The organism is Ralstonia sp. UBA689, from assembly GCF_002298975.1.
Lineage (GTDB): Bacteria > Pseudomonadota > Gammaproteobacteria > Burkholderiales > Burkholderiaceae > Ralstonia.
Window position 1 is genome coordinate 81893 of sequence record NZ_DBMV01000047.1, and the last position, 26212, is coordinate 108104.

Below are 26212 nucleotides of genomic sequence, written 5' to 3' on the forward strand. Positions count from 1 at the left end.
TCGAAGAAAATCGGCTGAGCTTATGCAGCCCGCATGCAGACCAACCGGTACATCAATATTGGCTGAGCGCGCTGGACAGCAGCTTGGCGGTGATGTCCACGATGGGGATCACGCGCTCATAGGCCATCCGCATCGGGCCGATCACGCCCAGCGTGCCGACGATCTTGCCGTCCACCTCGTACGGTGCGGTGATGACGGCCATGTCTTCGTGCGGCACCAGGCTGCTCTCGCCGCCGATGAAGATCTGCACGCCCTCGGCGCGGCTCGATACATCCAGCAGTTGCAGCAGGCCCGTCTTCTGCTCGAACACGGCAAACAGGCGCCGCAGCTTGTCCATGGAAGACGACAGATCCTCCACGTCCAGCAGCTTGCGCTCGCCGGAGATGACCACCGGGTCTTCGTCCGACACGGCGCTGCTGCCCGCCTCCACCGCCGCCTGCATCAGCGAGGTCATGTCGGCCTGCAATGCAGACAGCTCGCCGCGCAGGCGTTCGCGCACGGCGTCGAAGGTCATGCCGCCGTAGTGCGCGTTGATGTAATTGGCCGCCTCCACCAGTTGCGACGGGGTGTAAGGCGTATCGGTATGGATGATGCGGTTCTGCACGTCGCCCTCGGGCGTGACGACGATCAGCAGGATGCGCGACTCCGACAGCCGCATGAATTCAATCTGCCGGAAGGCGTGCGAGCGGCGTGGCGTCATCACGACGCCGGCAAACTGCGACAGGTTCGACAGCGTCTGCGCCGCCGCCGCAATCACCCGCTGCGACGACTCCGACCCATGCGAAGCCAACTGCGTGCGCACCTGTTCGGCAATCACACCGGCCATCTGCTGCGCCATGCGGTCGTGCGCGCCCAGCATGCCCAACGCGTCCAGCGGGCTGGCAGTCAGCATGGTGTCAACGAAGAGGCGGTAGCCACGCGGCGTCGGCACGCGGCCGGCCGAAGTGTGCGGGCTGGCGATGAAGCCCATCTCCTCCAGGTCGGACATCACATTGCGGATGGTGGCCGGCGACAGATCGAGGCCCGAATACTTCGACAAGGTGCGCGAGCCCACAGGCTGGCCCTCGGCGATATACCGCTCGATCAGGGTCTTGAGGAGGATGGTGGCGCGTTTGTCCATAATTTCTCAATTTTACGCAAAATCGGGGCCCGCCCAGGAGTGACGCAGGCGTTTCTTCGCCAAACGCGTGCCAAACGTGGCGACGGTCATATCGATATGGTGTAATGCGCGCATGTCGATTCCCCCGTCTGCCGTGGCCCCGCAAGCTCCCGCCGCCTCGCCTGTTTCGCCTTTCAAGACCGTCGCGCTGGTCGGCCGGTATTCGGCCGCCAACATTGCCGGCCCGCTCATGGAACTGGCCTCGTGCATCGCCGCAGGCGGGCACGACATCGTGTTCGAGCGCGAGACGGCGCTCAACATCGGCGTGCAGGATTACGCTGCCCTGCCACCCGAAGAGATGGCCCGCCAGGCCGACGTGGCCGTCGTGCTCGGCGGTGATGGCACGCTGCTCGGCATCGGCCGCCACCTGGCCGGCGCCGCCGTGCCCGTGATCGGCGTCAACCACGGGCGGCTCGGCTTCATGACCGACATCCCGTTCGAAGACGTGCACAGCGTGCTGCCCGACATGCTGGCCGGCCGCTACGAGGCCGAGACACGCACGCTGCTGCAAGCGCAGGTCGTGCGCGACGACGAGAGCATTTTCTCCGCCCTGGCCTTCAACGACGTGGTGGTCAACCGTTCGGGCTTCTCGGGCATGGTCGAGCTGGCCGTGTCGGTGGACGGCTTCTTTATGTACAACCAGCGTTCGGACGGCCTGATCGTCTCCACGCCCACCGGGTCGACGGCCTATGCGCTGTCCGCCGGCGGGCCGATCCTGCATCCGGCGCTCTCGGGACTGGTATTGGTGCCGATCGCGCCGCATTCGCTGTCCAACCGGCCGATCGTCATCCCGCACGATGCGGAGGTGGTGATCCAGGTCACCAGCGGGCGCGATGCCAGCGTCAACTTCGACATGCAGTCGCTCACGTCGCTCCTGCCGGGCGACCGCATCGTGGTGCGCCGTTCCGAGCGCACCGTGCAACTGCTGCACCCGGTCGGCTACAACTACTACGCCACGCTGCGCAAGAAGCTGCACTGGCACGAGTACCCGACCGAAGACAACCGGCTCTAAGAACCTGCTCATGATCCTAATGCGCGCCCCGATCTTGGCCTTGCGATCCTCACCGTACCCATGTACTGCTGGGCTTCTCACGCCAACCTCGGGCCGCTCGCTACGGATCATGAGCAGGTTCTGACCCAACCATTGCTTCCGCCATGCTGCGCAGCCTCACCATTCGCGATTTCGTCATCGTCCACGCGCTGGACCTCGACCTGGCCGACGGCTTTACCGTGTTCACGGGCGAGACCGGCGCGGGCAAGTCCATCCTGATCGACGCGCTGGCGTTGACGCTCGGCGAGCGCGCCGATGCCGCCGTGGTGCGCGAGGGTGCGCCGCGCGCCGACATCACCGCGGAATTCGACGTGCATCCGCACGTGACCGCGTGGCTGGAGGCACACGAGCTGCACGATGACGAGGGCGTCATCCTCCTGCGCCGTACCGTCGACGCGGCCGGCCGCAGCAAGGCGTTCATCAACGGTGCGGCCGTCACACTGGCGCAACTGCGCGAAGTGGGCGAACAACTGGTCGACATCCACGGCCAGCACGCGCATCAACTGCTGCTCAAGACGGACGCCCAGCGCAGCCTGCTCGACGCCCATGCCGGCCTTGAAGCTTCCGTGCGCGTGGTCGGCGGGCACTATCGCGAGTGGCAAACCGTGGTGCGCCTGCGTGAAGCAGCCGAACAGCAATCGCGCGAGGCGCAGCTCGAACGCGAGCGCGTCGAATGGCAGGTCAACGAATTGCAGAAGCTTGGCCCCCAGCCCGGCGAGTGGGAAGACGTGCAGGCCGAGCATCACCGCCTGTCGCACGCCGCCAGCCTGATCGAAGGCACGCGCGCGGCGCTCGATGGCCTTTCCGAAGCGGAAGGCGCAGTGCTCACGCAACTGGGCGCCTCGCTCCACACGCTGCGGGAGCTGGCCGAAATCGATCCGGCGCTGGCCGACGTGCTGGCCGCGCTGGAGCCGGCTGAAGTGCAGATCCAGGAAGCCGTGCATTCGCTTGCCCGCTACGCCGATCGCACGGAGCTGGACCCGGACCGCCTGGCCGAAGTCGATGCGCGCATGCAGGCGCTGCACACCATGGCGCGCAAATACCGCGTCGCCCCCGAAACGCTGCCGGCCGAACTGGCCGAGCGCCAGGCACAACTGGCCGCGCTGCAGGCCGCGTCCGACCTCGATGCACTGCAGGTGCAGGAAGCCCAAACCCACGCCGCCTACATGGTGGTCGGGCAGGCACTGTCGCGCGCCCGTGCCAAGGCCGCGCGCGAGCTGGCCGATGCCGTGACCGACGCCATGCAGGGCCTGTCGATGGCGGGTGGACGTTTCGACATCGCGCTGCACCCGCTGGAGCATGGCGGCGCGGCCGGACTGGAACAGGTGGAATTCCTCGTTGCCGGGCATGCCGGCGTATCGCCGCGCCCCTTGGCGAAAGTCGCGTCGGGCGGCGAGTTGGCGCGCATCAGCCTGGCCATCTCGGTGATCGCCAGCGAAGCCAGCCCGACCCCGACGCTGATCTTCGACGAAGTCGATTCCGGCATCGGCGGTGCAGTGGCCGAAGTCGTCGGCCGGCGCCTGCGCGAACTGGGCACGCGCCGCCAAGTGCTGTGCGTGACCCACCTGCCGCAGGTGGCGGCGCTGGCCAATCACCATATCCAGGTCGCCAAGCAGACGGTGGCTGGCAGCACCCGTTCGGATCTGGTGGTGCTGGACGCCACCGGCCGCGTGGATGAAATCGCCCGCATGCTGGGCGGCGCGTCGCTCACCGACACCACGCGCCGCCATGCCGACGAAATGCTGGCCGCCGGCCGTGCGCACGCTGTCCCCGCGCCGGCCGCGCGAAAGTCCCGACGCGTGGCGCAGTGATTGCATACCCGGCACTGCCCCGCGCAAATGCCCTCACCCGAATCCAAGGAGAACCTCATGGCCCGTCCGGCTGCCCGAACCCGTCCTCTGCTGTCGTCTGCCAAGCCCGCGTTGGCGGCGGCGCTCGGCCTGTTCCTGCTGGCCGCGTGCAAGTCCGTGCCGGCCATTGACCCCGGCAAACCGCCCGCCATGGACCCCGCCTCGGTCAACACCCAACCGCCGGCGTCCGTGTCGGCCGCGCAAACCCTGGGCGACATCATCATCGGCTTGCGCACACCGACGGATTCGTCCGCCGCGGTGCAGAATGTGGTGGATGCGGTCGGCGCCCGTGCCACGCCGCGCCTGGCTTTTGCCATTGTGCGGCCGATGTCGGGCGGCTTCTGGGTCGTGCGCGCCAGTTCGGGCGATGCTTCAGCCACGCTGGACGGCGCCGTCGCGGCCTTGCGTGCAGCGCCTGGCATCGCCTCGGCCGATCCGGATCGGATCATGAAGATCCAGCGCTGAACGCCATCGGCAACGCCCAATGGCTTCTGCGGCCCGGCGCCGCCTGGCGGACGTGGCGATCTTCACACAGTGAATGTGCGGGCGCCCTCTGGCGCCCTGTTCCGGACTCAAGCCCATCGGCGCCGCTTCGCGCTTGGGATCCGTCTGCCCTCAATCAGCAATTTCCCGAATGTGCAGTCGGATTCATGCCACAACAAATGGGCAGGTCGCGTGCTACCTTTGATTTTGTGTAACGTACCGTCAACCGGCCGATCTTGACGACGTTTCTCAGACAACAAGATGCCACGGAGCGCGCACGATGACCCCTTCCCTTTTTCGGTTGAAGTCCTGGCTCCATGCAGGTGCCAGCGTGGCCTTCGCCGCGTGGCTGATGGGTGGCTACCCGGCCAATGCCGCCCCCGCCTCCACCGTGCAGCCGCAATACACCGGCGACCTGATCATCAAATGGCGCAACGACACCAGCGGCACGCGCAAGACGCTGTCAGCCGCCGAGGTGAACAACCGGCTGCTGTCCGTCGCGCAGGCCGCGGGCAGCACGCTGCAGGTCAAGCGCACACTGGCCAGCCAGGCGCAGCTCATGGGCACCGGCCTGACCGACGCCGCCAGCATCGAGGCGGCGGCTGCCAAGATCGCGCAGGACGCGCGCGTGGCCTATGCGGTGCCTGACCGCATTCTCCGCCCAGCGATCGTCCCTAACGACGCACTCTTTGCCACCCAGACCAACCTGGCTTCGCCGACGGTCGTGGCGGGCGGCATCAACGTCGCTGCGGCCTGGGACATTACGAAAGGCTCGCCCAGCATGGTGGTGGCCGTGGTCGACACGGGCTATACCGACCATCCGGACCTGTCCGCCAAGATCCTGCCCGGCTACAACTTCATCTCCGACCCCGTCCGCGCAGGCAATCTCTTCGGGCGTGGAACCGATGCGTACGACATGGGCGACGGCGTAACGTCCACCTCCCAGTACCCGAGCCTCTCGTGCACGACGTCCGACGTGCACACCAGCAGTTGGCACGGCACCGAGGTGGCCAGCGTACTGGCCGCCAGCACGAACAATCTGATCGACATCGCCGGGGTAGGCTGGAATACGCAGGTCGTGCCGGTGCGTGTATCAGGCAGGTGCGGCGCTCTGCTGTCCGATACCGTTGACGGCATGCTGTGGGCCGGTGGCATCGCCGTTTCGGGCGCGCCCACCAATGCCAACCCGGCTCGCGTGGTCAATGTGAGCTTGGGCAGCGTGGGCCAGTGCTCGGCTGCTGAGCAGGATGCAGTGAACCAGCTTGCGGCGCGCGGCGCCATCGTGGTGGCCGCCTCGGGCAACGAAGCAGCCCAGAGCGTCGATGCGCCGGCCAACTGCTCGGGCGCCATCGCCGTGACCGCACACGTCGACAGCGGAGAAAACGCCAGCTACGCCAATGTCGGACCGCAGGTGGCCATCAGCGCGCCCGGCGGCGGTTGCCCCAATTCGCAGCCGTCATGCGCGTTGCCGTCCACCATCGTGGTCGATTCCAACGACGGCTCGTATTCGCCGGGCAACCCTGTCGTCAAACCGAACACACCGGGTGGAGTCGTTGCCGGCACCAGCTTCTCGACGCCGGAAGTGGCCGGCACCATCGCGCTGATGCTGAGTGTGCAGCCGCAACTGTCGAACGCGCAGGTGCTGGCCGGCCTGCAGCAGACGGCGCGCGCGCATCCGAGCGGCACGTTCTGCACCACCAATGCCGGCGTTTGCGGCGCGGGGCTGCTGGATGCGGCGGGCGCGGTGGGCTATGCACAGCGGACGGCGCCCGCTGGGGCCGGCAACGGCTCATCCGGTTCGGGCAGTTCCGGCGGCTCGGGCGGCTCGGGCGGTGGTGGTACCGTCCCGTTGATGGAGGCGACCCTGCTGCTGGCCCTCGGGCTTGCATGTCGGCGCCGGCGCCTGCTGCCGCATTGACCCTGCCATCGGCCAGACAAGACTGCCTCCCATGTGGAGGCGGTTTTCGTTTGCCCCTCCTACGGCACCTCCTTTCCTCACCTAGCGTCGCCCGCATATCTGCCTAGGCTGTTAACAATAGGGTTTTTATTTAGCCCAGTCTTGACCACACCTTCACGATCCTTTTGGACAATGCCGTCACCAAATTTCAATTGCTGACAAGAACAGGACTGCTTGAATGAAAACAATGGCTCCCGGGGGTATGGTCCGTGCGCTGGTGGCGCTCGGATTGGTGTCGTATCACGCTCTGCCGGCACTGGCGGTTGAAAAATCGACAACGTTCAACTCGCAGTTGCAGTGGGTCACACAGTTGATCGTCAAGGAAAAGACCGACACCAGTGGCGCGTTGAAGACGCAATCGATTTCGTCGGACGGCACAGCGATGCGTGCCGACGTAGCAACGGTGCAACGGTGGTCGGCCGCGGCGCAGTTGCCGGTGACATACAAGCGGCCGATGTCGGGCGGTGCGCACGTGGTGACGCTGCCCAAGGTCATGACGATCGAAGACGCGCAGGCCGTCGCGCAGCGCATGGAGTCGAGCGGCCAGTTCGAATACGTCTCGCCAGACCGGATCATGCGGCCGATGGCGCTGGCCACCGATCCGCTATTCAACCAACAGTGGAATCTGCTGCCCGGCACCAGCGTGGCCGGCGGTGCCAACGTGACAACCGCCTGGAACACGACCATGGGCGTAAGCACCATCGGCATTGGGATCGTCGACACTGGCATTCGCGCCGACCACGCGAATTTCAGCGGGGCGAAGTTCGGCACCGGCTACAACTTCGTCAGCAGCAGTGCGATGGTGGGCTCGACCGATCCCAAGACCGGCAATGCCATCACCAGCGGATTCGTCAACAACGGCGCCAACGATAACGCGAACAACAACGACCCGTCAGACCCTGGTGACTGGGTCAGCAGCAGCGACGCCACTTCCTTCCCGACGCTGTGCGGCAGCCAAACCGACAGCAGTTGGCACGGCACTTTCGTGGCGGGCCAGATCGCGGCGCAGATCAATAACGGCATCGGCATCGCCGGCGTCGCACCTGGCGCGCGCGTGCAGATGGCGCGAGCGCTGGGCAAGTGCGGCGGCTCGACATCCGACATCATGGATGCGATGACTTGGCTGGCCGGAGGCTCTGTGCCGGGCATCACGAACAATCCGACTCCCGTCAAGGTCATCAACATGAGCCTGGGCAGTCACGGCGCCTGTTCTCCGAGCGAGCAGAGCGCCATCACGATGGCGCGGGCATCGGGCGTGACCATCGTGGTCGCCACCGGCAATGAATCGGGGCCAGTCGATGCACCTGCCAACTGCACTGGCACCCTTGCTGTCACGGCACACACGTTCGAAGGCGATAACGCCTGGTACGCCAATGTGGGCGCGCAGACCACGATCAGCGCGCCGGGCGGCGGCACGGGCACGGTCATCAAGGGCAGCGGCAACACCATCGTGTCGTTGTCCAATACCGGCAAGACATCGCCGGTTGCCTCGCCCACGGGTGACAAATATGCCAACGACATGGGCACGTCGATGGCCACGCCGCACGTTGCCGCTGTGGCCGCGCTGATGCTGTCGATCCAGCCTGCGCTCACGCCGGACAACGTTGCAACGATCCTCAAGCAGTCGGCCCGCCCATTCCCGCCCGGCACGTACTGCGCTACGCATGCAGGCAATTGCGGCGCCGGCATGCTGGACGCCGGCTCGGCCCTGGTCCAGACCCAGGGCACGCCCACCGTGCACGCTTCCACATCGGCTTCGAGCGTGAGCGCCAACACGGCGGTCACGCTGACCGCCGTGGGCGGCGCGGGCTACGGCAAGACGGCAGGCACTCCGGTCTGGACGCAAACCGGCGGAAGTTCCGTGACCCTGACGACCTCCACCGATGCCAACGGCAATAGCACGGCCACCTTCACGCCGACCACTGCCGGTGTCTACACCTTCAGCGTCGCCCTGACCAACAGCGCGGGCGCCACAGCCACCGACACCACCAGCGTGACCGCCACGACCTCGGCACCGGGCACCGGCTCCAACGCCGTGACCGACAGCAACAACGGCGGTGGTGGTCACCTCCCGCTGTGGCTGGCCGGCCTGCTGCTGGCCGCCGGCGCCTTCGGTTTGCAGCGTCGCAAGACCGCGTAACCGACCCGCGTTCACGCGAAACGGGCACGCCGGCAGTGAGCTGGCGTGCCCGTTTTTCGTATCCGATGTGTCATTCGCGCTCGCCGCGCACCCGCTTTCCTTGAGCGCGCCACTCCCCCAGCACCCAGATCAGCAAGCCGCTTGCCGCCCCGAAGGCATGCGCGATGCGCACCACACCGAAGCCCCAGTGCGGGTCGAAGACGATGGGCGAGAGCCACGATTGCTCCAGCCACACCTTTGCCAGCACGCCCACGCATAGCAGGACGCCGATCCAGCGCGAGAGGCGATCATCCGCTTCGCCTGTCGGAGCGCGCAGCAGCCGCAGCCCGCCCCACGCCGCCAGCCCGTGCAGCGCGCCGGAAAGTCCGCCATACCACTGCACGGCCGGCTGATTCAGTAGCGCCAGTTGCACCAGCACCCCGCACGCCACCAGCGCACCGACGATCGCTTGCGGCCGCAGCACGCGCGCCAGCAGCTGGATCAGCCCCGCTGCCGCCATGGCGTCGGCCAGCCAATGCCACACGTCCAGATGCACCCACATGGCCGTGACGATGCGCCACCACTGGCCCGCACGCACAGCATCGCGCTGATACAGCCCGACGGCATGCAGCCACGGCACGAACGAAAACGCCGCCGACACCCCTGCGACGCCGACGCACGCCGCCCAGGCACGCGCCGTTTGCAGACGCGCGCTCATGCGGCGTGCAGAGGTTCGCCTGCCGGTGCCGTGCCGAACACGTCTTCCCACAGCGAGCGCACCTGGGCGGCCTCATGCGCGCAAGTGCCGGCCGCCACGCGTGCGGCGGACTGCCCGTCCAGCCGCAGCTTGTGCTGGCGCGCGCGGAAGTCGCGGTACGCGTCGGCCACCTGGGCAGCGCGTGCGGGGTCGATCAGCCCCAGCTCGCCGGCCATGCGCAGCAGCGCGATGTTGCCGGCATTGCGCGTAAGCTCCGCATGCGCCGCGCTGTGCAACAGCACCAGGAACTGCACGGTGAATTCGATATCGACCATGCCGCCGCGGTCGTGCTTGAGATCGAAGAACTGCGTGGGGTTGGCATGGCCCTCCAGCACGCGTTCACGCATCGCCACGATCTCATCGCGCAACGGGCCCGCCTCGCGTTCCTGTCGCAGCACGGCGGTGCGCAGTGCCTCGAAACGCGCGCCGATCTCCGCATCGCCCGCGCAAAAACGCGCACGCGTAAGCGCCTGGTGCTCCCACACCCACGCGGCGTTGTCGCCCTCGCGCATCTGATAGCGACGGAAGGCTTCGAAATGCGTGACCATCAGGCCAGCCGCGCCGTTCGGCCGCAGGCGCGTATCTACGTCGAACAGCGTGCCGGCGGCGGTATGGCTGGTCAGCCAGGTGATGAGCTTGCGCGCAAAGGCCGCGTATACATCGGGGGCGCGCTCGTCGTCATCGTCGTAGAGGAAGATGATGTCGAGGTCCGACGCGTAGCCCAGTTCCTTGCCGCCCAGCCGCCCGTAGGCCACCACGGCAAAGCGCGGCACCTCGCGGTGGCGCGTCGCCACCTGCTGCCAGACGGTTTCCAGCGTGAGGTCCAGCACGGCATCCGCCAGGTCGGAGAGCCGATCGCTGATGTGCTCGACGCTGAGCATGCCCTGCAGATCCTGCAGCAGGATGCGGAAGGTTTCCGCATGGTGTTCCTGGCGCAGGATGTCCATCTGCATCTCGACGTGATCGGCGGCAGCGCGCAAGCGGTCACGCACGCGCTCGCGGAACGCCGGCCAATCCGGATCGGCAGACAACGCCTCCACGTCCAGCAGTTCATCCAGCAGTTGCGGATGGCGCGTCAGATAGTCCGCCGCCCAGCGCGACGCGTGCAGCGTATGCGCCACACGCTCCAGGGCCTGCGGGTATTCACACAGCAGCGACAGGTACGACGCGCGCCGGCTGATGGCACCGAAAAAATCCAGGAAGCGCGCGATGGTGACATCGGCATCGGTCTGCCGCGAGGCATGGTCGAGCGCGCGGTTGATAAGCAGGTCGAACCGCTGGCGGCTCACCTCCGACAGCGCCCGGTAACGCGGCGAGTAGCGCGACGCGCGCAGGCGCTCGAGCACGCCGTCCGGGTCGGCATAGCCGAGTTCGGCGAGCTGGGCGCGGGCGGTCTCGGTGTGCTCATCCTCAAGCAGATCGGCATGCCACACGGAAGCGCACGGCGGCTGGCTGTCCTGCTTGTCGGAGAACGTCTGCTCGAACTGCTGGGCGACTTCGTCCTGATACGCCTCAAGCTGCGCGACCAGCGCGGCGTAATCGTCGAAACCCATCATGCGCGCCACGCGCAACTGGTCTTCCGGCGAGCCGGGCAGGTTGTGCGTCTGCGCATCTTCGATGTACTGCAGGCGGTGTTCGAGCTGGCGCAGGAAGCGGTACGCCTCGGTCAGGCGCGCGACCACCTCGGCATCAATCAGGCCGCGCTCGGACGCCGCACGCAGCACATCCAGCGTGGGCCGCACGCGCAGCGCAAAATCCTGCCCGCCGCGGATGAGCTGGAACACCTGCGCGATGAATTCGATCTCGCGAATGCCGCCGCGCCCGAGCTTGATGTTGGGCGAGCGCGCATGCAAGTGGCCGCCGTGTCCGCTACCGTGCTGGCGGTTTGCGCCATTGCTGCGCTTGGCCGCCTCGGCGCGGATCTGCGCGTGCAGCGCACGGATGGCGGCGATCACGCCGTAGTCCAGGTAGCGGCGGAAGACGAACGGCCCGGTCACGCGATCAAGCTGCTGGATCACGCGCACCGCGTGCGGGCTGGTCGGGTCGGTAATGACGCGGCCCTTGATCCAGGCGTAGCGCTCCCACTCGCGGCCCTGCACGACAAAATATTCCTCCAGCATGCCCAGGCTGCACGCGAGCGGCCCAGCGTCGCCGTTCGGACGCAGGCGCATGTCGACGCGGAAGACGTAGCCGTCTTCGGTCACGTCGGCCAGCGCGTTGATCAGGCGCCGGCCCAGCTTAGTGAAGTACTCATGGTTGGACAGCGGACGCGGACCACCTTGCGTATCGCCCTCCTCGTCGTAGAGGAAGATCAGGTCGATGTCGGACGAGACGTTGAGTTCGCGCCCGCCCAACTTGCCCATGCCGACCACCACCAGTTCCTGCTCCTCACCCGAGGATTGCCCGATCGGCTGGCCGTGCAGCGCGCCCAGCTCCTGGCCGATGACGGAGATGGCGGCCCGCACGGCAAACTCGGCCAGGTCGGTCATGGTGCCCGTCACCTCGTCGAGCGTGGCGACGCCGGACAAGTCGCGCTCGACCACGGCCGCAAACACCTCGTTGCGCAGCTGGCGCAATGCGCGCTTGAGCGCGGCTTCCGGCTCGATGGCGGCGGTGTCGAACAGCTCGGCAAAGCGCGCCGACAGCCATGCCTCATCGATGGGGCGGGCAACGGCGGCCTGCGTGCGTTCGGCCCAGCCCTCACGCGCCTGCGCCTGGCGCTGGACGTATCGGGAATACGCCAGCGCAAACGGCAGCGCGGTGTTGGGAGCGGCAGCGGCGTGGGCTTCCGGCACACAGGCCGGAGCTTGCAGGAACGGCTGGGCAGACAGGGCGGAATCGGTCATGCGAACCATCAGGGCAGGGCGGGAAATATCCATTCTCGCTGAAATGCGTGCGGGCCGGTCGGTGGTCACGTACTTTCGCGGGCAACGGGCATGCTCCGCGCTCGGCTGAGACGACGCCGGCCATCAAATGTGGCGCCGCCGCGCGAATATCGGATAATCCGGATCATGCCTCGCCCGCCCCAGCCCCCAGATTCGCCGAAGTCCGAAGGCAGAAACGCCAGCACCCTGCCCCCCCACCGGACGGGCATGCGTGCGGCTGCGCCGACGGCCTGGGCGTGGATTCTGCGGCTGGCGGGCAAGACAGGCGGGGGCATCAAGGCTGTCCTGCGCGCGCCGATCTGGCGCAAGCTGTGGCGCATCCTCTGGAAAACGGCGGCTGCACTCGTCATCCTGGCGCTCGTCGGGATGCTGCTCGTGCGCTTTGTCCTGTGGCCGCGCGTGAGCGTGGCGCGCGAGTGGATGGAGCACGAGGCGTCCAGCGCACTGCACGCCACGGTCGGCATCGGCTCGCTGGACACCTACTGGGAAGGCTGGCACCCCGCCTTCCGTGCCCAACGCATCGAGGCACGCGACATCGCCGGCCGCCAGACCTTTGCCGTGCAGGACGTGCAGGCCCGATTGTCGTGGCGCTCGTTGCTGCGCATGCAGATCACCTTTGCCGTGCTGCACGCCAATCGCGCCGACGTGCTGGTCCGCCGCAACGCAGCCGGCGCTCTGTTCGTGGCGGGCATGCCGCTGTCGCCCGACACGAGCGGAGACGGCAGCTTCTTCGACCAGTTGCTCTCCCAGGGCGACATCGATTTCCGTGAAGGCGCCGTGCGCTGGCTCGACGAGCAGCAGAAGCTGCCCGAGGTGGCCCTTGGCAACGTACATGTGCAACTGCACAGCGGCCCCACGCGCCACCAATTGAACGCCAGCGGCACCTCGCCCACGCTCTTCACCGGCCCGATCAAGCTACAAGCGGATTTCCGCCACGACCTCCTGGCCCGCCCGGGCGACTGGCACCACTGGCGCGGCCAGGCCACCTGGCAGGTCAACACGCTGCAACTGGCCGCCGTGCAGCGCTACGTGCCCGTGCTGACCGCCGCCAACAGCGGCACGCTCACCTCCGATGGCTCGGTGGAATTTGCGGGGGGCGTCTTCACGCGCAGCCAGGCGCGGCTGACCGGCCAGCAACTCGACCTCCAGGTCCGCAAAGATCTGGACCCGCTGCAGTTGCGCAGCCTGCAGGTGCTGGCCACACACCAGCGCACCTCGGGCGGCGAACACACACTGCGTGTCGATACGCTGCTCTGGCAACCGCTGAACCCGCCCGCACAGCCTGCGCCAGCGCCAGAGCTGGCCGGCCCCGGTATCGAAGCCCCCGCCAACCCCGCAGGCACGCCGCGCGGCCTGCGCAACGTCACCGTGGGCTGGGCGCTCGACACGCGCGACGCCCTGCGCCGCCTGCAGGTCAAGGCCACCACGTTGGACCTGGCCGACCTGCGCAGCATCGCCACCGCCTTGCCGCTGCCAGCCGGCGTGCTGGAACCGCTGCGCACCAAACAACCGGCCGGCCGCATCGACGATCTCGACATCAACTGGCAGCGCGATGTCTCCCGCTGGCGGCCGGACACGCCGGTCCCTGTGCACTTTACCGGCCGCGCCACGCTGCGCCAGGTCTCGTTCGGACCCGGCGCGCTGCCCGCCCTGCCACCGGGCCATCACCCGGAATCGGCCGTGCCCGGCATCGAGAACCTCTCCGGCAACGCTGTCTTCTCCGACGACAAGGGCACGCTGCGCATCGACTCCGCCGACGCCGCCCTGCTCCTGCCCGGCACCTTTGAAGATCCGCGTGTGCCGCTGGACCGTCTGCAGGGCACCTTCAACTGGACGTACCGCAAGCAGGAACTGGTGGTCACGAGCGACAACCTGACGTTCTCCAACGGCGACCTGTCGGCACGCATCTCCGGCAACTACCGTCATGCGCCAGACACCAGCCACGTCGGCACCGTCGATCTGAAAGGCACGCTCGAACGCGCCAACGTGCCGCGCGTGCCGCGCTACCTGCCGCTGTCCATCGGGCAGCAGTTGCGCGAGTACCTGGCCGGCGCGCTGCAGGCCGGCACCGCCAGCAACGTTGGCTTCGTGCTGTCGGGCGACCTGTTCGACTTCCCGTTCCGCCCGCCGCACAAGGGCGCGTTCCGCGTCGAGGTGCCGATCCAGGGCGTGAGCTATCAGACGTCTCCGCACGAGACCGCACACAATCCGCCGGGCCAGGCACCGGCGCGCGTCAGCGAATGGCCTCTCTTCACCGATATCGACGGCACGGTCATCTTCGACAGGGCATCGCTGGCATTCAAGGTCGCGCGCGCCAGGGTGATGGGCGTAAACCTGCAGGACGTGAACGGCAGCCTGCCCGACATGGACGACCACAGCCCGCTGCTCACCATCGAAGGGCGCGGCGACGGCCCCACGCAGAACTTCCTGCAATACATCGAGGCCAGCCCTGTCGGCCAGTGGATCGGCCACTTCACCCAGGATGCGCGTGCCCGGGGCAACGCCACGCTAGCGCTCAAGCTGGACCTGCCGCTGCACGAGATGCACAACTCACGCGCCCAGGGCAGCGTCACCTTCCTGCGCAACGACATCACCCTCATTCCGCAGGCGCCGCCGCTAACGGACGTGACGGGCGCGCTCACCTTCACGCACAAGGGCATCGGCTTCGACAACCTGCGCGCGCGCTTTGCCGGCGGCGAAATCCGCCCGACCGGCGGCACCGCGCCCGATGGCACGATCCGCATTCAGGTGGCGGGCACCGCAACGGCGCAGGGCCTGCGCGAGACGGCTCCGGAAGGCGGCCCCATCGCCGCGATTGCCCGTACGCTGGAGGGCAGCGCGCCGTACAGCGCGACCATCAGCGTCAGGCAGCATCGGCCGATCGTGCAGGTGCAATCCGACCTCACGCCAATGACGGTGCGCCTGCCTGCGCCGCTCAACAAGGCCGCCGGCCAGCCGCTGCCGGTGCGCTTCGACATGCAGCCGCTGGCCACCAACGGCGCCCTGGACGAGGTCTCGCTGCAGATCGGCGATATCGCCGCCGCACGCTATGAACTGCGCAGCAACGGCAATGACACCGAAGTCCTGCGTGGCGGTATCGGCGTGCGACAGCCGGTGCCGCAGCCGTCCGAGGGCGTGCAGGCAAATCTGGCGCTGGACCACCTGGACATCGACGCCTGGCGTCAAGTCTTTGCCACGCCCGCCTCCGACAAGAGTGCCAGCCAGATTACCGCCGAACACGCCACGGCCAGCGCCGCTGGCAACCCCAACGCCTATCTGCCCAGCCGCCTCAACGGTCGCGCACAGACCCTGCGCATCCTCGGTCGCGACTTCAACGCCGTCAGCATCAGCGCGACGCGCGACGGCGCCAACTGGCAATCGACCATCGAGTCGCGCGAGATCGCGGGCAGCGCGCGCTGGCACGCCGAGAGCGACGCCGTGCCCTTTGGCGAACTGACCATGCGCCTGTCGCGCATGAGTATTCCCGATGCACAGGAAGAGACCGCGCTGACCGAATCGCTGGCACGCAGTTCGCAGGAGATCCCATCGCTAGACCTGGTGGCCGACAAGTTCGATTTGCGCGGCAAGGCGCTGGGCAAGCTAGAGATCAAGGCGCGCAGCCAGATCAACGACGGCGCGCCGGTGTGGACGCTGGAGACGCTCAAGATCGAGCAACCCGCCGCCACGCTCACCGCGCAAGGCACGTGGCGCATTCCACGCCGCCTGCGCAATACCAGCCTTGGCGATGACCCCGACCGCCGTACCCAGCTCGACTTCCGCCTCGACCTGCGCGACTCCGGCGATCTGCTGCAGAAGATGGGCTTCGCCAAGGTGCTCGACGGCGCCAAGGGCAAGCTTGAAGGCCGCGTGGTGTGGCGCGGTTCGCCGATGTCGATCGACTATCCGACGCTCAACGGCCGCATGGCGCTGAACCTGGAGCGCGGCCAGTTCCTGCCGGTCGATCCGGGCCTGGCCAAGCTGGCTGGCGTGCTGAGCCTGCAGGGGCTGCTGCACTTCGCCACCGATCTGCGCAGCGCCACCGGACGTGGCACGCCGTTCGAGAGTGTGGCGGCCACCGGCACCATCGCCAACGGCGTTGCCAGCACGGACGATTTCATCGTCAAGGGCCCGCAGTTCCAGGTCGCGATGAAGGGCTCGGCCAATATCCTCGACGAAACGCAGGACCTCTATGTCAACGTCACGCCCAAGGTCGATGCAACGTCCGCCTCGCTGGCCGCGGCATTCATCAATCCGGCCCTCGGGCTGGGGACGCTGGCGGCCCAGTTGATCCTGGGCGAGCAGATGTCGAAGGCGTTCGCCACGGAATACCGTGTCACCGGAAGCTGGGCCAACCCGAAGATCGACAAGGTCGCGTCACACTCCGGCGCAGGCAGCCATTCCGAAACCTCGGCAAAATAGGCCCCATGACTTCCACGACCGTCACCTCAACCTCCGCCGCATCCAGCACGGATGTGCGCTCGGATATGCCGTTTCCGGCACCTTTCCGCGTCGCGGCCATCCAGACCGTGTCAGGCATTGGCGTGGACACCAACCTGGCGCGCGCCGACGCGCTGTTGGCCGAAGCCGCCGCCCAGGGCGCGCAACTGGCGCTGCTGCCCGAGTACTTCTGCATGATGGGCCGGAAGGACAGCGACAAGGTCGCCATCCGCGAGGATGATCAGAACGGCCCGATCCAGTCCTTCCTGGCCGATGCCGCGCGCCGCCACAAGCTGTGGCTCGTAGGCGGCACGCTGCCGCTGTGGTGCGAAGACGAGCAGCGCGTGCGCAACACGTCGCTCGCGTACAACCCGGCCGGTCGGCGTGTCGCGCGCTATGACAAGATCCACCTGTTCAACTTCGTGCGCGGCGAAGAACGCTATGACGAAGCCCGCACCATCGAGGCGGGCGACACGCCGGTCGCATTCGATGCGCCGTGCGGGCGTGTTGGCATGTCGGTGTGCTACGACCTGCGCTTTCCGGAGCTGTACCGGGCGCTGTCATCGCAGGGCAACCTGAACTTGATTCTGATGCCGGCGGCCTTCACCTACGTGACCGGCGCCGCGCACTGGGAGATCCTGCTGCGCGCCCGCGCCATCGAGAACCAATGCTACGTGCTCGCCGCCGCACAAGGCGGGCGCCATGAGAACGGCCGCCGCACCTGGGGCCATTCCATGCTGGTTGATCCGTGGGGCGAGATCATCGCTTCCGTGCCCGAAGGCGAAGGCATTGCCATCGGCGACATGGACCCGGCGCGTCTGGCCCAGGTGCGCCGCGACCTGCCGGCCCTGAAACATCGTGTGATGTAAGCCCAACCGAATTCTTTTGCTGCTTTTGCGATAAGCGAGAACCCACCATGAACGCAGGCGACATCGCCATCCAGAATCTGTCCATCGCGCGCCGCGTGCTGCTCGATCCGTACGGCCTTGACGAAGCGCACCTGCAGCGCGCGCTGGCCGACATCTTCACGCACCGCGTCGACTACGCCGACCTGTATTTCCAATACACGCGCAACGAAGCGTGGAGCCTCGAAGAAGGCATCGTCAAGTCGGGCAGCTTCAGCATCGACCAGGGCGTGGGCGTGCGCGCCGTCTCGGGCGACCGCACCGCGTTTGCATACTCCGACGACATCAGCCTGCCCGCGCTGATGCAGGCCGCCGGCGCCACGCGCACCATCGGCCGCGCCGGCGCCGGGCGCGTCAAGGTGGCGAGCAGCCTGCAGAGCCAGAACGGCGGCCGCGCGCTGTACGCGCCAAGCGACCCGCTCGACTCCATGACGGCGACGGATAAAGTCGCCCTGCTTGAGCGCATCGAAAAACTCGCTCGCGCCAAAGACCCGCGCGTGGTGCAGGTCATGGCCGGCCTGGCCGGCGAATACGACGTGATGCTGGTCGCGCGCAGCGATGGCGTGATCGCCGCCGATGTGCGACCGCTGGTGCGCATTTCCGTCACCGTCATCGCCGAGCAAGGCGGGCGCCGCGAGATGGGCAGCTCCGGCGGTGGCGGCCGCTATGCCTACGGCTACTTCTCCGACGACCTGCTGCAGCAATACGTGGACGAAGCGGTGTCTTCCGCACTCGTCAATCTGGAAGCCAAGCCCGCACCAGCCGGCACCATGACCGTCGTGCTCGGCCCGGGTTGGCCCGGCGTGCTGCTGCACGAGGCCATCGGCCACGGCCTGGAGGGCGACTTCAACCGCAAGGGCTCATCGGCATTCTCGGGCCGCATGGGCGAACGCGTGGCGGCCAAGGGCGTCACCGTGGTGGATGACGGGACGCTGGCCAACCGCCGCGGCTCGCTCAACCTCGACGACGAAGGCAACCCCACGCAGTGCAACACCCTCATCGAAGACGGCATCCTCACCGGCTACATGCAGGACACGCTCAACGCGCGCTTGATGAAGATGCCCGTGACGGGCAACGCCCGCCGCGAGAGCTACGCCGCCCTGCCCATGCCGCGCATGACCAACACCTACATGCTCGGCGGCGACAAGGACCCGAAGGAGATCATCGCCAGCGTCAAGAAGGGGCTGTATGCGGTCAACTTCGGCGGCGGGCAGGTCGACATTACGAACGGCAAGTTCGTGTTCTCGGCCAGCGAGGCCTACCTGATCGAAGACGGCAAGATCACCACGCCGGTCAAGGGCGCGACCCTGGTCGGCAGCGGCCCGGAATCCCTCAAGCACGTGACCATGATCGGCAACGACATGCGCCTGGATTCGGGCATCGGCGTATGCGGCAAGGAAGGCCAAAGCGTGCCGGTGGGCGTGGGCCAGCCGACCCTGCGCATCGAGAACATGACGGTGGGCGGCACGATTTGATTGGCCGCGAAGCCGTCGTTTGGGTGCCGCATGCCCGGAAAATTCGTGCTTGCGGCCCCCAGAAAAAGGGGTTATAAAGACGGTTCGATTGGTGCAGCGCGATAGCGCAGTTCCCGAGTTTTTGTTGCATTGCCTAGCTTTCTCTCCATGTCCTTCGCCAAGTTTTTTTACTTTTACTTTTGGCATCTCGCACCGCTGGCGGAAGGAGAGGGGCGCTTGCAGCAAAAATAAAAGCACCCGATAGATACCGAAAACCGCCAGCGACCCTGGCGGTTTTTTTTCGCCCAGTCTCCGCCCCACCCCGGCACCGACGCGAAACATAATCCGAACACAGTAGACGTTTCCAATAGAACTCAAGACACATCCCCGGAGCTTTCCATGCCGAAGAACACCGACGACTTGCGTATTCGCGAACTCAAAGAGCTGACACCACCGTCGCACCTGATCCGCGAATTCCCGTGCAGCGACACCGTGTCCGATCTGATCTACCAGAGCCGCAACGCGATGCATCGCATCCTGCATGGCATGGACGACCGCCTGATCGTCATCATCGGTCCCTGCTCTATCCACGACACCAAGGCAGCAATGGATTACGCCCGCCGCCTGGTCGAGCAGCGCGAGCGCTTCAAGAACGAGTTGGAAATCGTCATGCGCGTGTACTTCGAGAAGCCGCGCACCACGGTCGGCTGGAAGGGCCTGATCAATGACCCGTACATGGACGGCAGCTTCAAGATCAACGATGGCCTGCGCACCGCACGTGAGCTGTTGATGAACATCAACGAGCTGGGCCTGCCCGCCGGCACCGAATACCTCGATGTGATCAGCCCGCAGTACATCGCCGATCTGGTGAGCTGGGGCGCGATCGGCGCGCGCACGACCGAAAGCCAGGTGCACCGCGAGCTGGCTTCCGGACTGTCGTGCCCGGTCGGCTTCAAGAACGGCACCGACGGCAACGTGAAGATCGCCGTAGACGCTATCAAGGCCGCATCGCAGCCGCACCACTTCCTGTCGGTCACCAAGGGCGGCCACTCGGCCATCGTGTCGACGGCGGGCAACGAGGATTGCCACATCATCCTGCGCGGCGGCAAGACGCCCAACTACGACGCCACTAGCGTGCAGGAAGCCTGTGAGGCAATCGCCAAGTCGGGCTTGGCCGCACGTCTAATGATCGACGCGTCGCACGCCAACAGCAGCAAGAAGCACGAGAACCAGATCCCGGTGTGCGAAGACATCGCCCGCCAGATGGCCAGCGGCGACAACCGCATCGTCGGCGTGATGGTGGAGTCGCATATCAACGCCGGCCGCCAGGATCATGTGCAGGGCACACCTGTTTCCGACCTGAACTACGGCCAGAGCGTAACCGACGCGTGCATCGGCTGGGATGACTCGGTCAAAGTGCTGGAAACACTGGCTGATGCCGTGCGCAAGCGCCGTCTGGTGCCGAGCAGCGGTAACTGATCAGCGTTGACCGCCCATGAACGAGGACGCCTGCGGGCGTCCTTTTTTTTTTGCCCTGAGGAAGCCCGGATATACAACAAATGTGAGCAATAATTATCAAAATCACACAAGTGCGTTGTCTTTGACATATCGTTGGTGGGTTTCCCCCCCCTGCTCACTCTCTGGAGGCAACTATGGCAGACAACTTGGTGGACACCACCGTCAGCACCGCAAGCAAGTACCAGGCGATCGTGGCGCAGTACGCCGCTGACGTCGGCATGAAGATCCTCGCCGCCATCGTCTTCTGGGTGGTTGGCCGCTGGCTGATCCACGTGGCCGTGCGCATGGTGCAGGGGTCGCTGGAGCGGCAGAAGGTGGACCCAACGGTGTTGCGCTACGTCGGTTCAGTCATCACCGTCACGCTGAACGTGCTGCTGGTGATCGGCATTCTCGGCTACTTCGGCATCCAGACGACGACGTTCGCAGCGCTGATTGCTGCCGCCGGTGTGGCCATCGGCATGGCGTGGTCGGGGCTGCTGTCAAACTTTGCGGCGGGTGCGTTCCTGATCGTGCTGCGGCCGTTCAAGGTGGGGGACTTCGTCACGGCCGGTGGCGTGACGGGCACGGTCAAGGAGATCGGCCTGTTTGCCACGGCCCTCAACACGCCCGACAACGTGGTCACGATGGTCGGCAACAACAAGATCTTCTCCGACACGATCCAGAACTACACGGTCAACCCGTTCCGCCGCGTGGAGTTGAAGGCCCAACTGGCCGGCAATGCCGACCATCGCGCCGCCATCGCGCTGCTCAAGGAGAGGATCGCAACGATCCCGAACGTGCTGGCCGATCCGGCGGTCGATGTGGAGATCCTGGAGTTCAACCTGGTCGGGCCGGTGCTGGCGGTGCGTCCGTACACGCACAACGACAACTACTGGCAGGTCTACTTCGACACCAACCGCACGATCAAGGAAGCGCTGGCCGAGGCCGGCTTCCCGGCGCCCACGCCGTCGCAGGCGCTGACCATCACGACGCCGGGCCAGTTGGCAGGGCTGGCTGCCATGACGCAGAACGCCGCGCCAACGAACTTGAACTGATCCACACCCCGCAAAGCAAACGGCCCGGTGCGAATACCGGGCCGTTTTGTTTTGGGGCGATGACGATGGTCAGGCTGGCTTGTGCACGTCACGTTCCCACAGGACGTCCGCGCCGCCACTGGCGCGGTTCAGCACGCGCGCCAGCACGAACAGCAGGTCCGACAGGCGATTGACGTACTGGCGCGGCGCCTCGCCAATCGACTCCGCGCGGCCGAGCGCGACGATGCTGCGCTCCGCCCGCCGCGCGACCGTGCGGCACACGTGGGCCTGCGCTGCAGCGCGGCTGCCGCCGGGCAGGATGAATTCCGCCAGGCGCGGCAGATCGGCGTTGTAATCGGCCAGCCACTGGTCCAGGCGCAGCACGTGCGCCGGCGTGACCATCGTGTAGCCCGGAATGCACAGCTCGCCACCCAGGTCAAACAGGTCATGCTGGATGGCCGTGAGCGCAGCGCGCACTCCGTCCGGCAACGTTTCCGTCAGCAGCACGCCGATGTGCGAATTCAGTTCGTCGACGTCGCCGATGGCGGCAATGCGCAGGCTATCTTTTGCTGTGCGGCTGCCGTCGCCGAGGCCAGTGGTGCCGTCGTCGCCGGTGCGGGTAGCGATCTTGGATAGGCGATTGCCCACGATGGGTCTCCCTTGGAAAGCGGTGCAATGTTGATGGCGACCATTATCGCAAGCCACGCGCAACCCCGGCGTTAGAATGACAGCCCAGCAGAGCTCCAAACTGCCGGCTCCAGACCGCAGCTACCCGCGAGACGCCATGAACCACCCTGCACCTCCCTCCCAGTTGATGCGCAAGCCGATTCCCTCAACGATGCTCGACGCGCTGCGCGCGCGTTTCGGCGACCGACTCTCGACCAGCGATGCCGTGCGCGCCCACCACGGCCGCGACGAATCCGCCTACGACCCGATGCTGCCCGACGCGGTGGTCTTCGCGCAGACCACGGAAGAGGTCGCGACGGTTGCCAAGCTCTGCCACGAGCACGCGATTCCGCTGATCCCCTACGGCGCCGGTTCGTCGCTCGAAGGGCATCTGCTGGCCGTAGCCGGTGGCGTGAGCCTCGATCTCTCGCAGATGAACCATGTGCTGTCGGTGCATCCGGAAGACCTGACGGTGACGGTCGAGCCGGGTGTCACGCGCAAGCAGCTCAATAACGAGATCCGCGACACGGGCCTCTTCTTCCCCATCGACCCGGGCGCGGATGCGTCCATCGGCGGCATGTGCGCGACACGCGCGTCCGGCACCAACGCCGTGCGCTACGGCACGATGCGCGAGAACGTGCTGAACCTGACGGTGGTCACGGCCGATGGCCGCGTCATCAAGACGGCCAATCGCGCGCGCAAATCGTCGGCGGGCTATGACCTGACGCGCCTCTTCATCGGCAGCGAGGGAACGCTGGGCATCATCACCGAGATCACGCTGAAGCTGTATCCGCAGCCGGAGGCGGTGTCGGCGGCCGTGTGCGCGTTCCCGAGCATGGGCGACGCGGTGTCCGCCGTGATCGACACCATCCAGATGGGCGTGCCGATCGCGCGCGTGGAATTTGTCGATGCGCTGGCCATCCGCGCCATCAATCAATACGACAAGCTGACGCTGCCCGAGCTGCCGACGCTGTTCTTCGAGTTCCACGGCTCCGAGCACGGTGTGCAGGAACAGGCCGAGACCGTCCAGCAGATCGCCGCTGACCACAAAGGCCAGGGCTTCGAATGGGCCACGCGCCCCGAAGACCGCAGCCGCCTCTGGAACGCTCGCCACAACGCCTTCTTCGGCTTCCTGCAGCTCAAGCCGGGCTGCCGCGCCGTCACCACCGACGTGTGCGTGCCGATCTCGCGCCTGGCCGAATGCGTGGTGGAAACGGAGAAAGACCTGCGTGCCAGCCCGCTGCAACTGCCCGCGCCCATCGTCGGTCACGTGGGCGACGGCAACTTCCACGTTGCGCTGCTGATCGATCCGAACAAGCCGGAAGAACTGGAAGAAGCCGAACGCATCAACCAGCGCATCGTCGCGCGCGCCATTGCCATGGACGGCACCTGCACCGGGGAGCACGGCGTGGGCCTGCACAAGATGGAATTCCTCGTCGCCGAGCACGGCAACGACGCCATCGACCTGATGCGCAGCATCAAGCAGGCGCTGGACCCGAAGCACATCCTGAACCCCGGCAAAATCTTCCATCTGTAACTTCATCGGTCGCCCGCATGTCTTCCGTGTTCAAGCGCGTTCCTCCGCTGCACCTGCTGATTGCCTTCGAGGCGGGGGCGCGCCATGCGAGCTTTGCGCGCGCGGCGGAAGAGTTGTCAGTCACGCCCAGCGCGGTGTCCCACCGCATCAAGAACCTCGAAGAGCTGTGGGGCGAAGACCTGTTCGTGCGCACCGGCACGGCGCTGCGGCTCACCGCCGCCGGCACGCGTTATCTGCGCAGCGTGCAGATTGCGCTCGATACGCTGCATGAGCTGGCGCGGCCGGAGTTCAGCAAGCAGCGCGCACGGTTGCGCGTGGCGATTCCGCCCACCTTCGGGCGCCAGCACCTCGTGCCGCGCTTGCCTGAGTTCAACGCGCTGTACCCGCACATCGACCTGGAGTTGCACCTCGCCATTCCGTTTCTCGATGTGAAAGCCGAAGACACCGACGTCGAAATCCGCTACGGCACCGGCCGGTACCCGGAATTGAAGACCACGCTACTGCTCAACGAGCCGGTCTTTCCGGCATGCGGGCGCGCCTATTTCGAACAGATCAGCGGCAACACCATCACCGAAGCCTCGCAACTGCTGAACCTCACGCTGCTGCGCAGCCCGCTGGAGCCGTGGCGCCCGTGGTTCGAGGCGGCAGGGCTGGATGCGCCGGAGCCGTCGACCGGGTCGCTCTTCAACGACATCGGCCTGATGCTGGAGGCGGTGGCGTCCAACCAGGGCGTGGCACTGGTGCGGCAGGCAATGGCGCGCAACTGGCTGGCCTCGGGGCAGATCGTGCGGTTGCTGGACATCGAGTCCACGTCGCCGCATGCTTACTACATCGTCCAGCGCGAGCAGGCGCCGATGAAGCCCGAGGCGCAGCAGTTTGTGGATTGGCTGCTTGGGTTGGATTGGTAGGGCTACCGGGCTGATCCGCATCTTCGATTGCGCAAGAAGCGAATCAGCCAATCAACATAAGTCAGGCCATCTCACTGAAGACTGCAACCAGTTCGGCTCCGTTACTCGGCTCGAGATAGAGCAACCCCAACTCCCCGCCCTTGATTCTCTCGATGAGCACTTTCAGCCTCTCGGGCGTTAGGAAACTCGGCGCATCGACTTTGCTTGACGCCCACCGCAATTTCTCTTCCACAGCGTCTGCGTCAACGCCGCTGCCTCGAATGAACAACAGACGGGAGACGATATTTTGGGCACCAAAATCAACGACTCGATAAAACTGACATTCACGTAATATCAGAGTAGTTTCGTCGCCATTTTCGGCCTTGAAGGAAAGAGCCAAATCGTTATGCACGTCTCCCGTTGCCAAACCAACTAGAGCGGCATCGTGATACTTGGTCAGTACTTCCATCGTGTGTTCTCTCACTAATATTTCACCCATCAATTTTCGGATCATATGGCCTACCCGATCCTCGGACGGGATTTCCGTTGGCGTCGCGATACCAGTCATGGACATGAGGAACACCCTGTCCATGGTCGTGGTCATGGTCGATGTCCTTAGATGGCAAACCATCATCGCCATACCAGCGTTCTTGACCACTTCCGGGATTCGTATGCTTAGACCCCGGTGTTCCGGTGTTTTGGATGGTCTCTGTCCCGTGTCTGGGTTGGCATCATCACCCATGCCGCATACTGACGCGACTGCCTGTACTGCACCTTGTATGGACTCCCATATGCTATGGAGTGCATTGCCTAACTGAGACCGTAACACCTGACTTGGATCTCGCCGCTGTCCGATTGTTGGGTCGAGCACATTGGCTGGGTCCCCTCCTACAACTGTCGCATCGATTCCGCCTCCCGGGCCCGGCAAGGCGCGCACGTCGATCCGCGACATTGCTCCCTGCGCATGCGCATCGCCAATCCACTTACCCAACCAACCCAGGAACCACGACCAGATACGAGTCCAAAGCGGTTGCGTGCCAGCTTCTGCCGTCTTGGCGGTGCCATCATTCAGGGTGAACGGACTCATCACTCCATTTTCGTCGAATGACGTGTCTACCGCAGTTGCAGGACGCAGGATAGCAATCAAGCGATGTGCTGCGTCATATTCGTAGCCCATATAGAAGTCGCCGGGCCCTCTAATAGCCGTCAACAAACCCAATGCGTTGTAGTCGTACCAAGTCTGCCGACCTGCTTTCTCATAGAGAGTACGTTGACCACGACTGTTGTACTGATAGCGAATGCGTTCATTGTTGGCATCGACAGCCTCTAAGAGACGACCTGCGCCATCGTATGCAATTGCTTGGCCTGTCTTCCCCGCACCATTGGTAACAGTTCTAAGATTCCCCTCTGCGTCGTAGGTAGTCGGCCCTGAACAACGCCCTCAGTCCTTTCGAGACAAGGCTTTGCGGCCGAAAGTACGTTGCCGCAATTGCAGGAATCAAGCATATTGAGTCGGCCCTGAACAACGCCCTCA

Annotated in this window: 17 protein-coding genes; 12 read left to right on the forward strand and 5 right to left on the reverse strand. The window is 65.7% G+C overall.

Features of this window, described 5'->3' with window-relative positions; all coding sequences use genetic code 11:
* Positions 1-52: 52 nt before the first annotated feature.
* Complete coding sequence (gene hrcA / locus B4F51_RS24240; RefSeq protein WP_296229387.1) at positions 53-1120, reverse strand: heat-inducible transcriptional repressor HrcA; 1068 nt, start codon at positions 1118-1120, stop codon at positions 53-55.
* A 112-nt stretch (positions 1121-1232) separates the two neighbouring features.
* Here hrcA and B4F51_RS24245 point away from each other — a divergent pair, with 112 nt between their 5' ends.
* The 5 genes from B4F51_RS24245 (at position 1233) to mprA (B4F51_RS24265) (ending at position 8640) form a co-directional block, all read left to right on the forward strand.
* On the forward strand, positions 1233-2171 hold the full coding sequence (locus tag B4F51_RS24245) for an NAD kinase (protein WP_296229388.1): 939 nt from the start codon (positions 1233-1235) through the stop codon (positions 2169-2171).
* Between the two features lie 143 nt (positions 2172-2314).
* Positions 2315-4021, forward strand: a complete 1707-nt coding sequence (gene recN, locus B4F51_RS24250) for a DNA repair protein RecN (protein WP_296229389.1) — start codon at positions 2315-2317, stop codon at positions 4019-4021.
* 57 nt (positions 4022-4078) lie between these two features.
* A complete protein-coding gene (locus tag B4F51_RS24255) occupies positions 4079-4525 on the forward strand; it encodes a hypothetical protein (RefSeq protein ID WP_296229390.1) in 447 nt (148 codons plus the stop codon).
* A gap of 298 nt (positions 4526-4823) precedes the next feature.
* Positions 4824-6461 (forward strand): MprA protease, GlyGly-CTERM protein-sorting domain-containing form, encoded by a 1638-nt coding sequence (mprA, locus tag B4F51_RS24260; protein WP_296229391.1) that lies wholly within the window; start codon positions 4824-4826, stop codon positions 6459-6461.
* Between the two features lie 217 nt (positions 6462-6678).
* Positions 6679-8640, forward strand: coding sequence for an MprA protease, GlyGly-CTERM protein-sorting domain-containing form (gene mprA / locus B4F51_RS24265; RefSeq protein WP_296229392.1), 1962 nt, complete (start codon positions 6679-6681; stop codon positions 8638-8640).
* Positions 8641-8710: 70 nt separating this feature from the next.
* On the opposite strand, the gene rrtA is transcribed toward mprA (B4F51_RS24265), so the two are convergent.
* Together rrtA and glnE are read right to left on the reverse strand one after the other, a co-directional pair.
* Positions 8711-9337, reverse strand: coding sequence for a rhombosortase (rrtA, locus tag B4F51_RS24270; RefSeq protein ID WP_296229393.1), 627 nt, complete (start codon positions 9335-9337; stop codon positions 8711-8713).
* Positions 9334-12222 (reverse strand): bifunctional [glutamate--ammonia ligase]-adenylyl-L-tyrosine phosphorylase/[glutamate--ammonia-ligase] adenylyltransferase, encoded by a 2889-nt coding sequence (glnE, locus tag B4F51_RS24275; RefSeq protein ID WP_296229394.1) that lies wholly within the window; start codon positions 12220-12222, stop codon positions 9334-9336. The genes rrtA and glnE overlap by 4 nt, the downstream gene beginning before the upstream one ends.
* 165 nt (positions 12223-12387) lie before the next feature.
* On the opposite strand from glnE, the gene B4F51_RS24280 reads away from it, so the two are divergent.
* The 5 genes from B4F51_RS24280 (at position 12388) to B4F51_RS24300 (ending at position 21609) form a co-directional block, all read left to right on the forward strand.
* On the forward strand, positions 12388-16680 hold the full coding sequence (locus tag B4F51_RS24280) for a YhdP family protein (protein WP_296229395.1): 4293 nt from the start codon (positions 12388-12390) through the stop codon (positions 16678-16680).
* Between the two features lie 5 nt (positions 16681-16685).
* Positions 16686-17567 (forward strand): carbon-nitrogen hydrolase family protein, encoded by an 882-nt coding sequence (locus B4F51_RS24285; RefSeq protein WP_296229396.1) that lies wholly within the window; start codon positions 16686-16688, stop codon positions 17565-17567.
* A 47-nt stretch (positions 17568-17614) separates the two neighbouring features.
* On the forward strand, positions 17615-19078 hold the full coding sequence (gene tldD / locus B4F51_RS24290) for a metalloprotease TldD (protein WP_296229397.1): 1464 nt from the start codon (positions 17615-17617) through the stop codon (positions 19076-19078).
* Between the two features lie 378 nt (positions 19079-19456).
* Positions 19457-20536: a 3-deoxy-7-phosphoheptulonate synthase AroG gene (aroG, locus tag B4F51_RS24295; RefSeq protein WP_296229398.1), complete on the forward strand. Its 1080-nt coding sequence runs from the start codon at positions 19457-19459 to the stop codon at positions 20534-20536.
* A gap of 173 nt (positions 20537-20709) precedes the next feature.
* On the forward strand, positions 20710-21609 hold the full coding sequence (locus B4F51_RS24300; protein ID WP_296229399.1) for a mechanosensitive ion channel family protein: 900 nt from the start codon (positions 20710-20712) through the stop codon (positions 21607-21609).
* A gap of 69 nt (positions 21610-21678) precedes the next feature.
* Here the strand turns inward: B4F51_RS24300 and B4F51_RS24305 are convergent, their stop codons facing one another.
* Positions 21679-22236, reverse strand: a complete 558-nt coding sequence (locus B4F51_RS24305; protein WP_296229400.1) for a cob(I)yrinic acid a,c-diamide adenosyltransferase — start codon at positions 22234-22236, stop codon at positions 21679-21681.
* A 136-nt stretch (positions 22237-22372) separates the two neighbouring features.
* Here B4F51_RS24305 and B4F51_RS24310 point away from each other — a divergent pair, with 136 nt between their 5' ends.
* The gene (locus B4F51_RS24310) at positions 22373-23791 is read left to right on the forward strand and encodes an FAD-binding oxidoreductase (protein ID WP_296229401.1); all 1419 of its coding nucleotides are present in this window, start codon (positions 22373-22375) and stop codon (positions 23789-23791) included.
* 17 nt (positions 23792-23808) lie between these two features.
* On the forward strand, positions 23809-24699 hold the full coding sequence (locus tag B4F51_RS24315; protein WP_296229402.1) for a LysR substrate-binding domain-containing protein: 891 nt from the start codon (positions 23809-23811) through the stop codon (positions 24697-24699).
* Positions 24700-24760: 61 nt separating this feature from the next.
* Here B4F51_RS24315 and B4F51_RS24320 read toward each other — a convergent pair whose 3' ends face one another.
* Entirely contained in the window at positions 24761-25855 is a 1095-nt protein-coding gene (locus B4F51_RS24320) for a hypothetical protein (RefSeq protein ID WP_296229403.1), read from the reverse strand.
* Between the last annotated feature and the right edge of the window lie 357 nt (positions 25856-26212).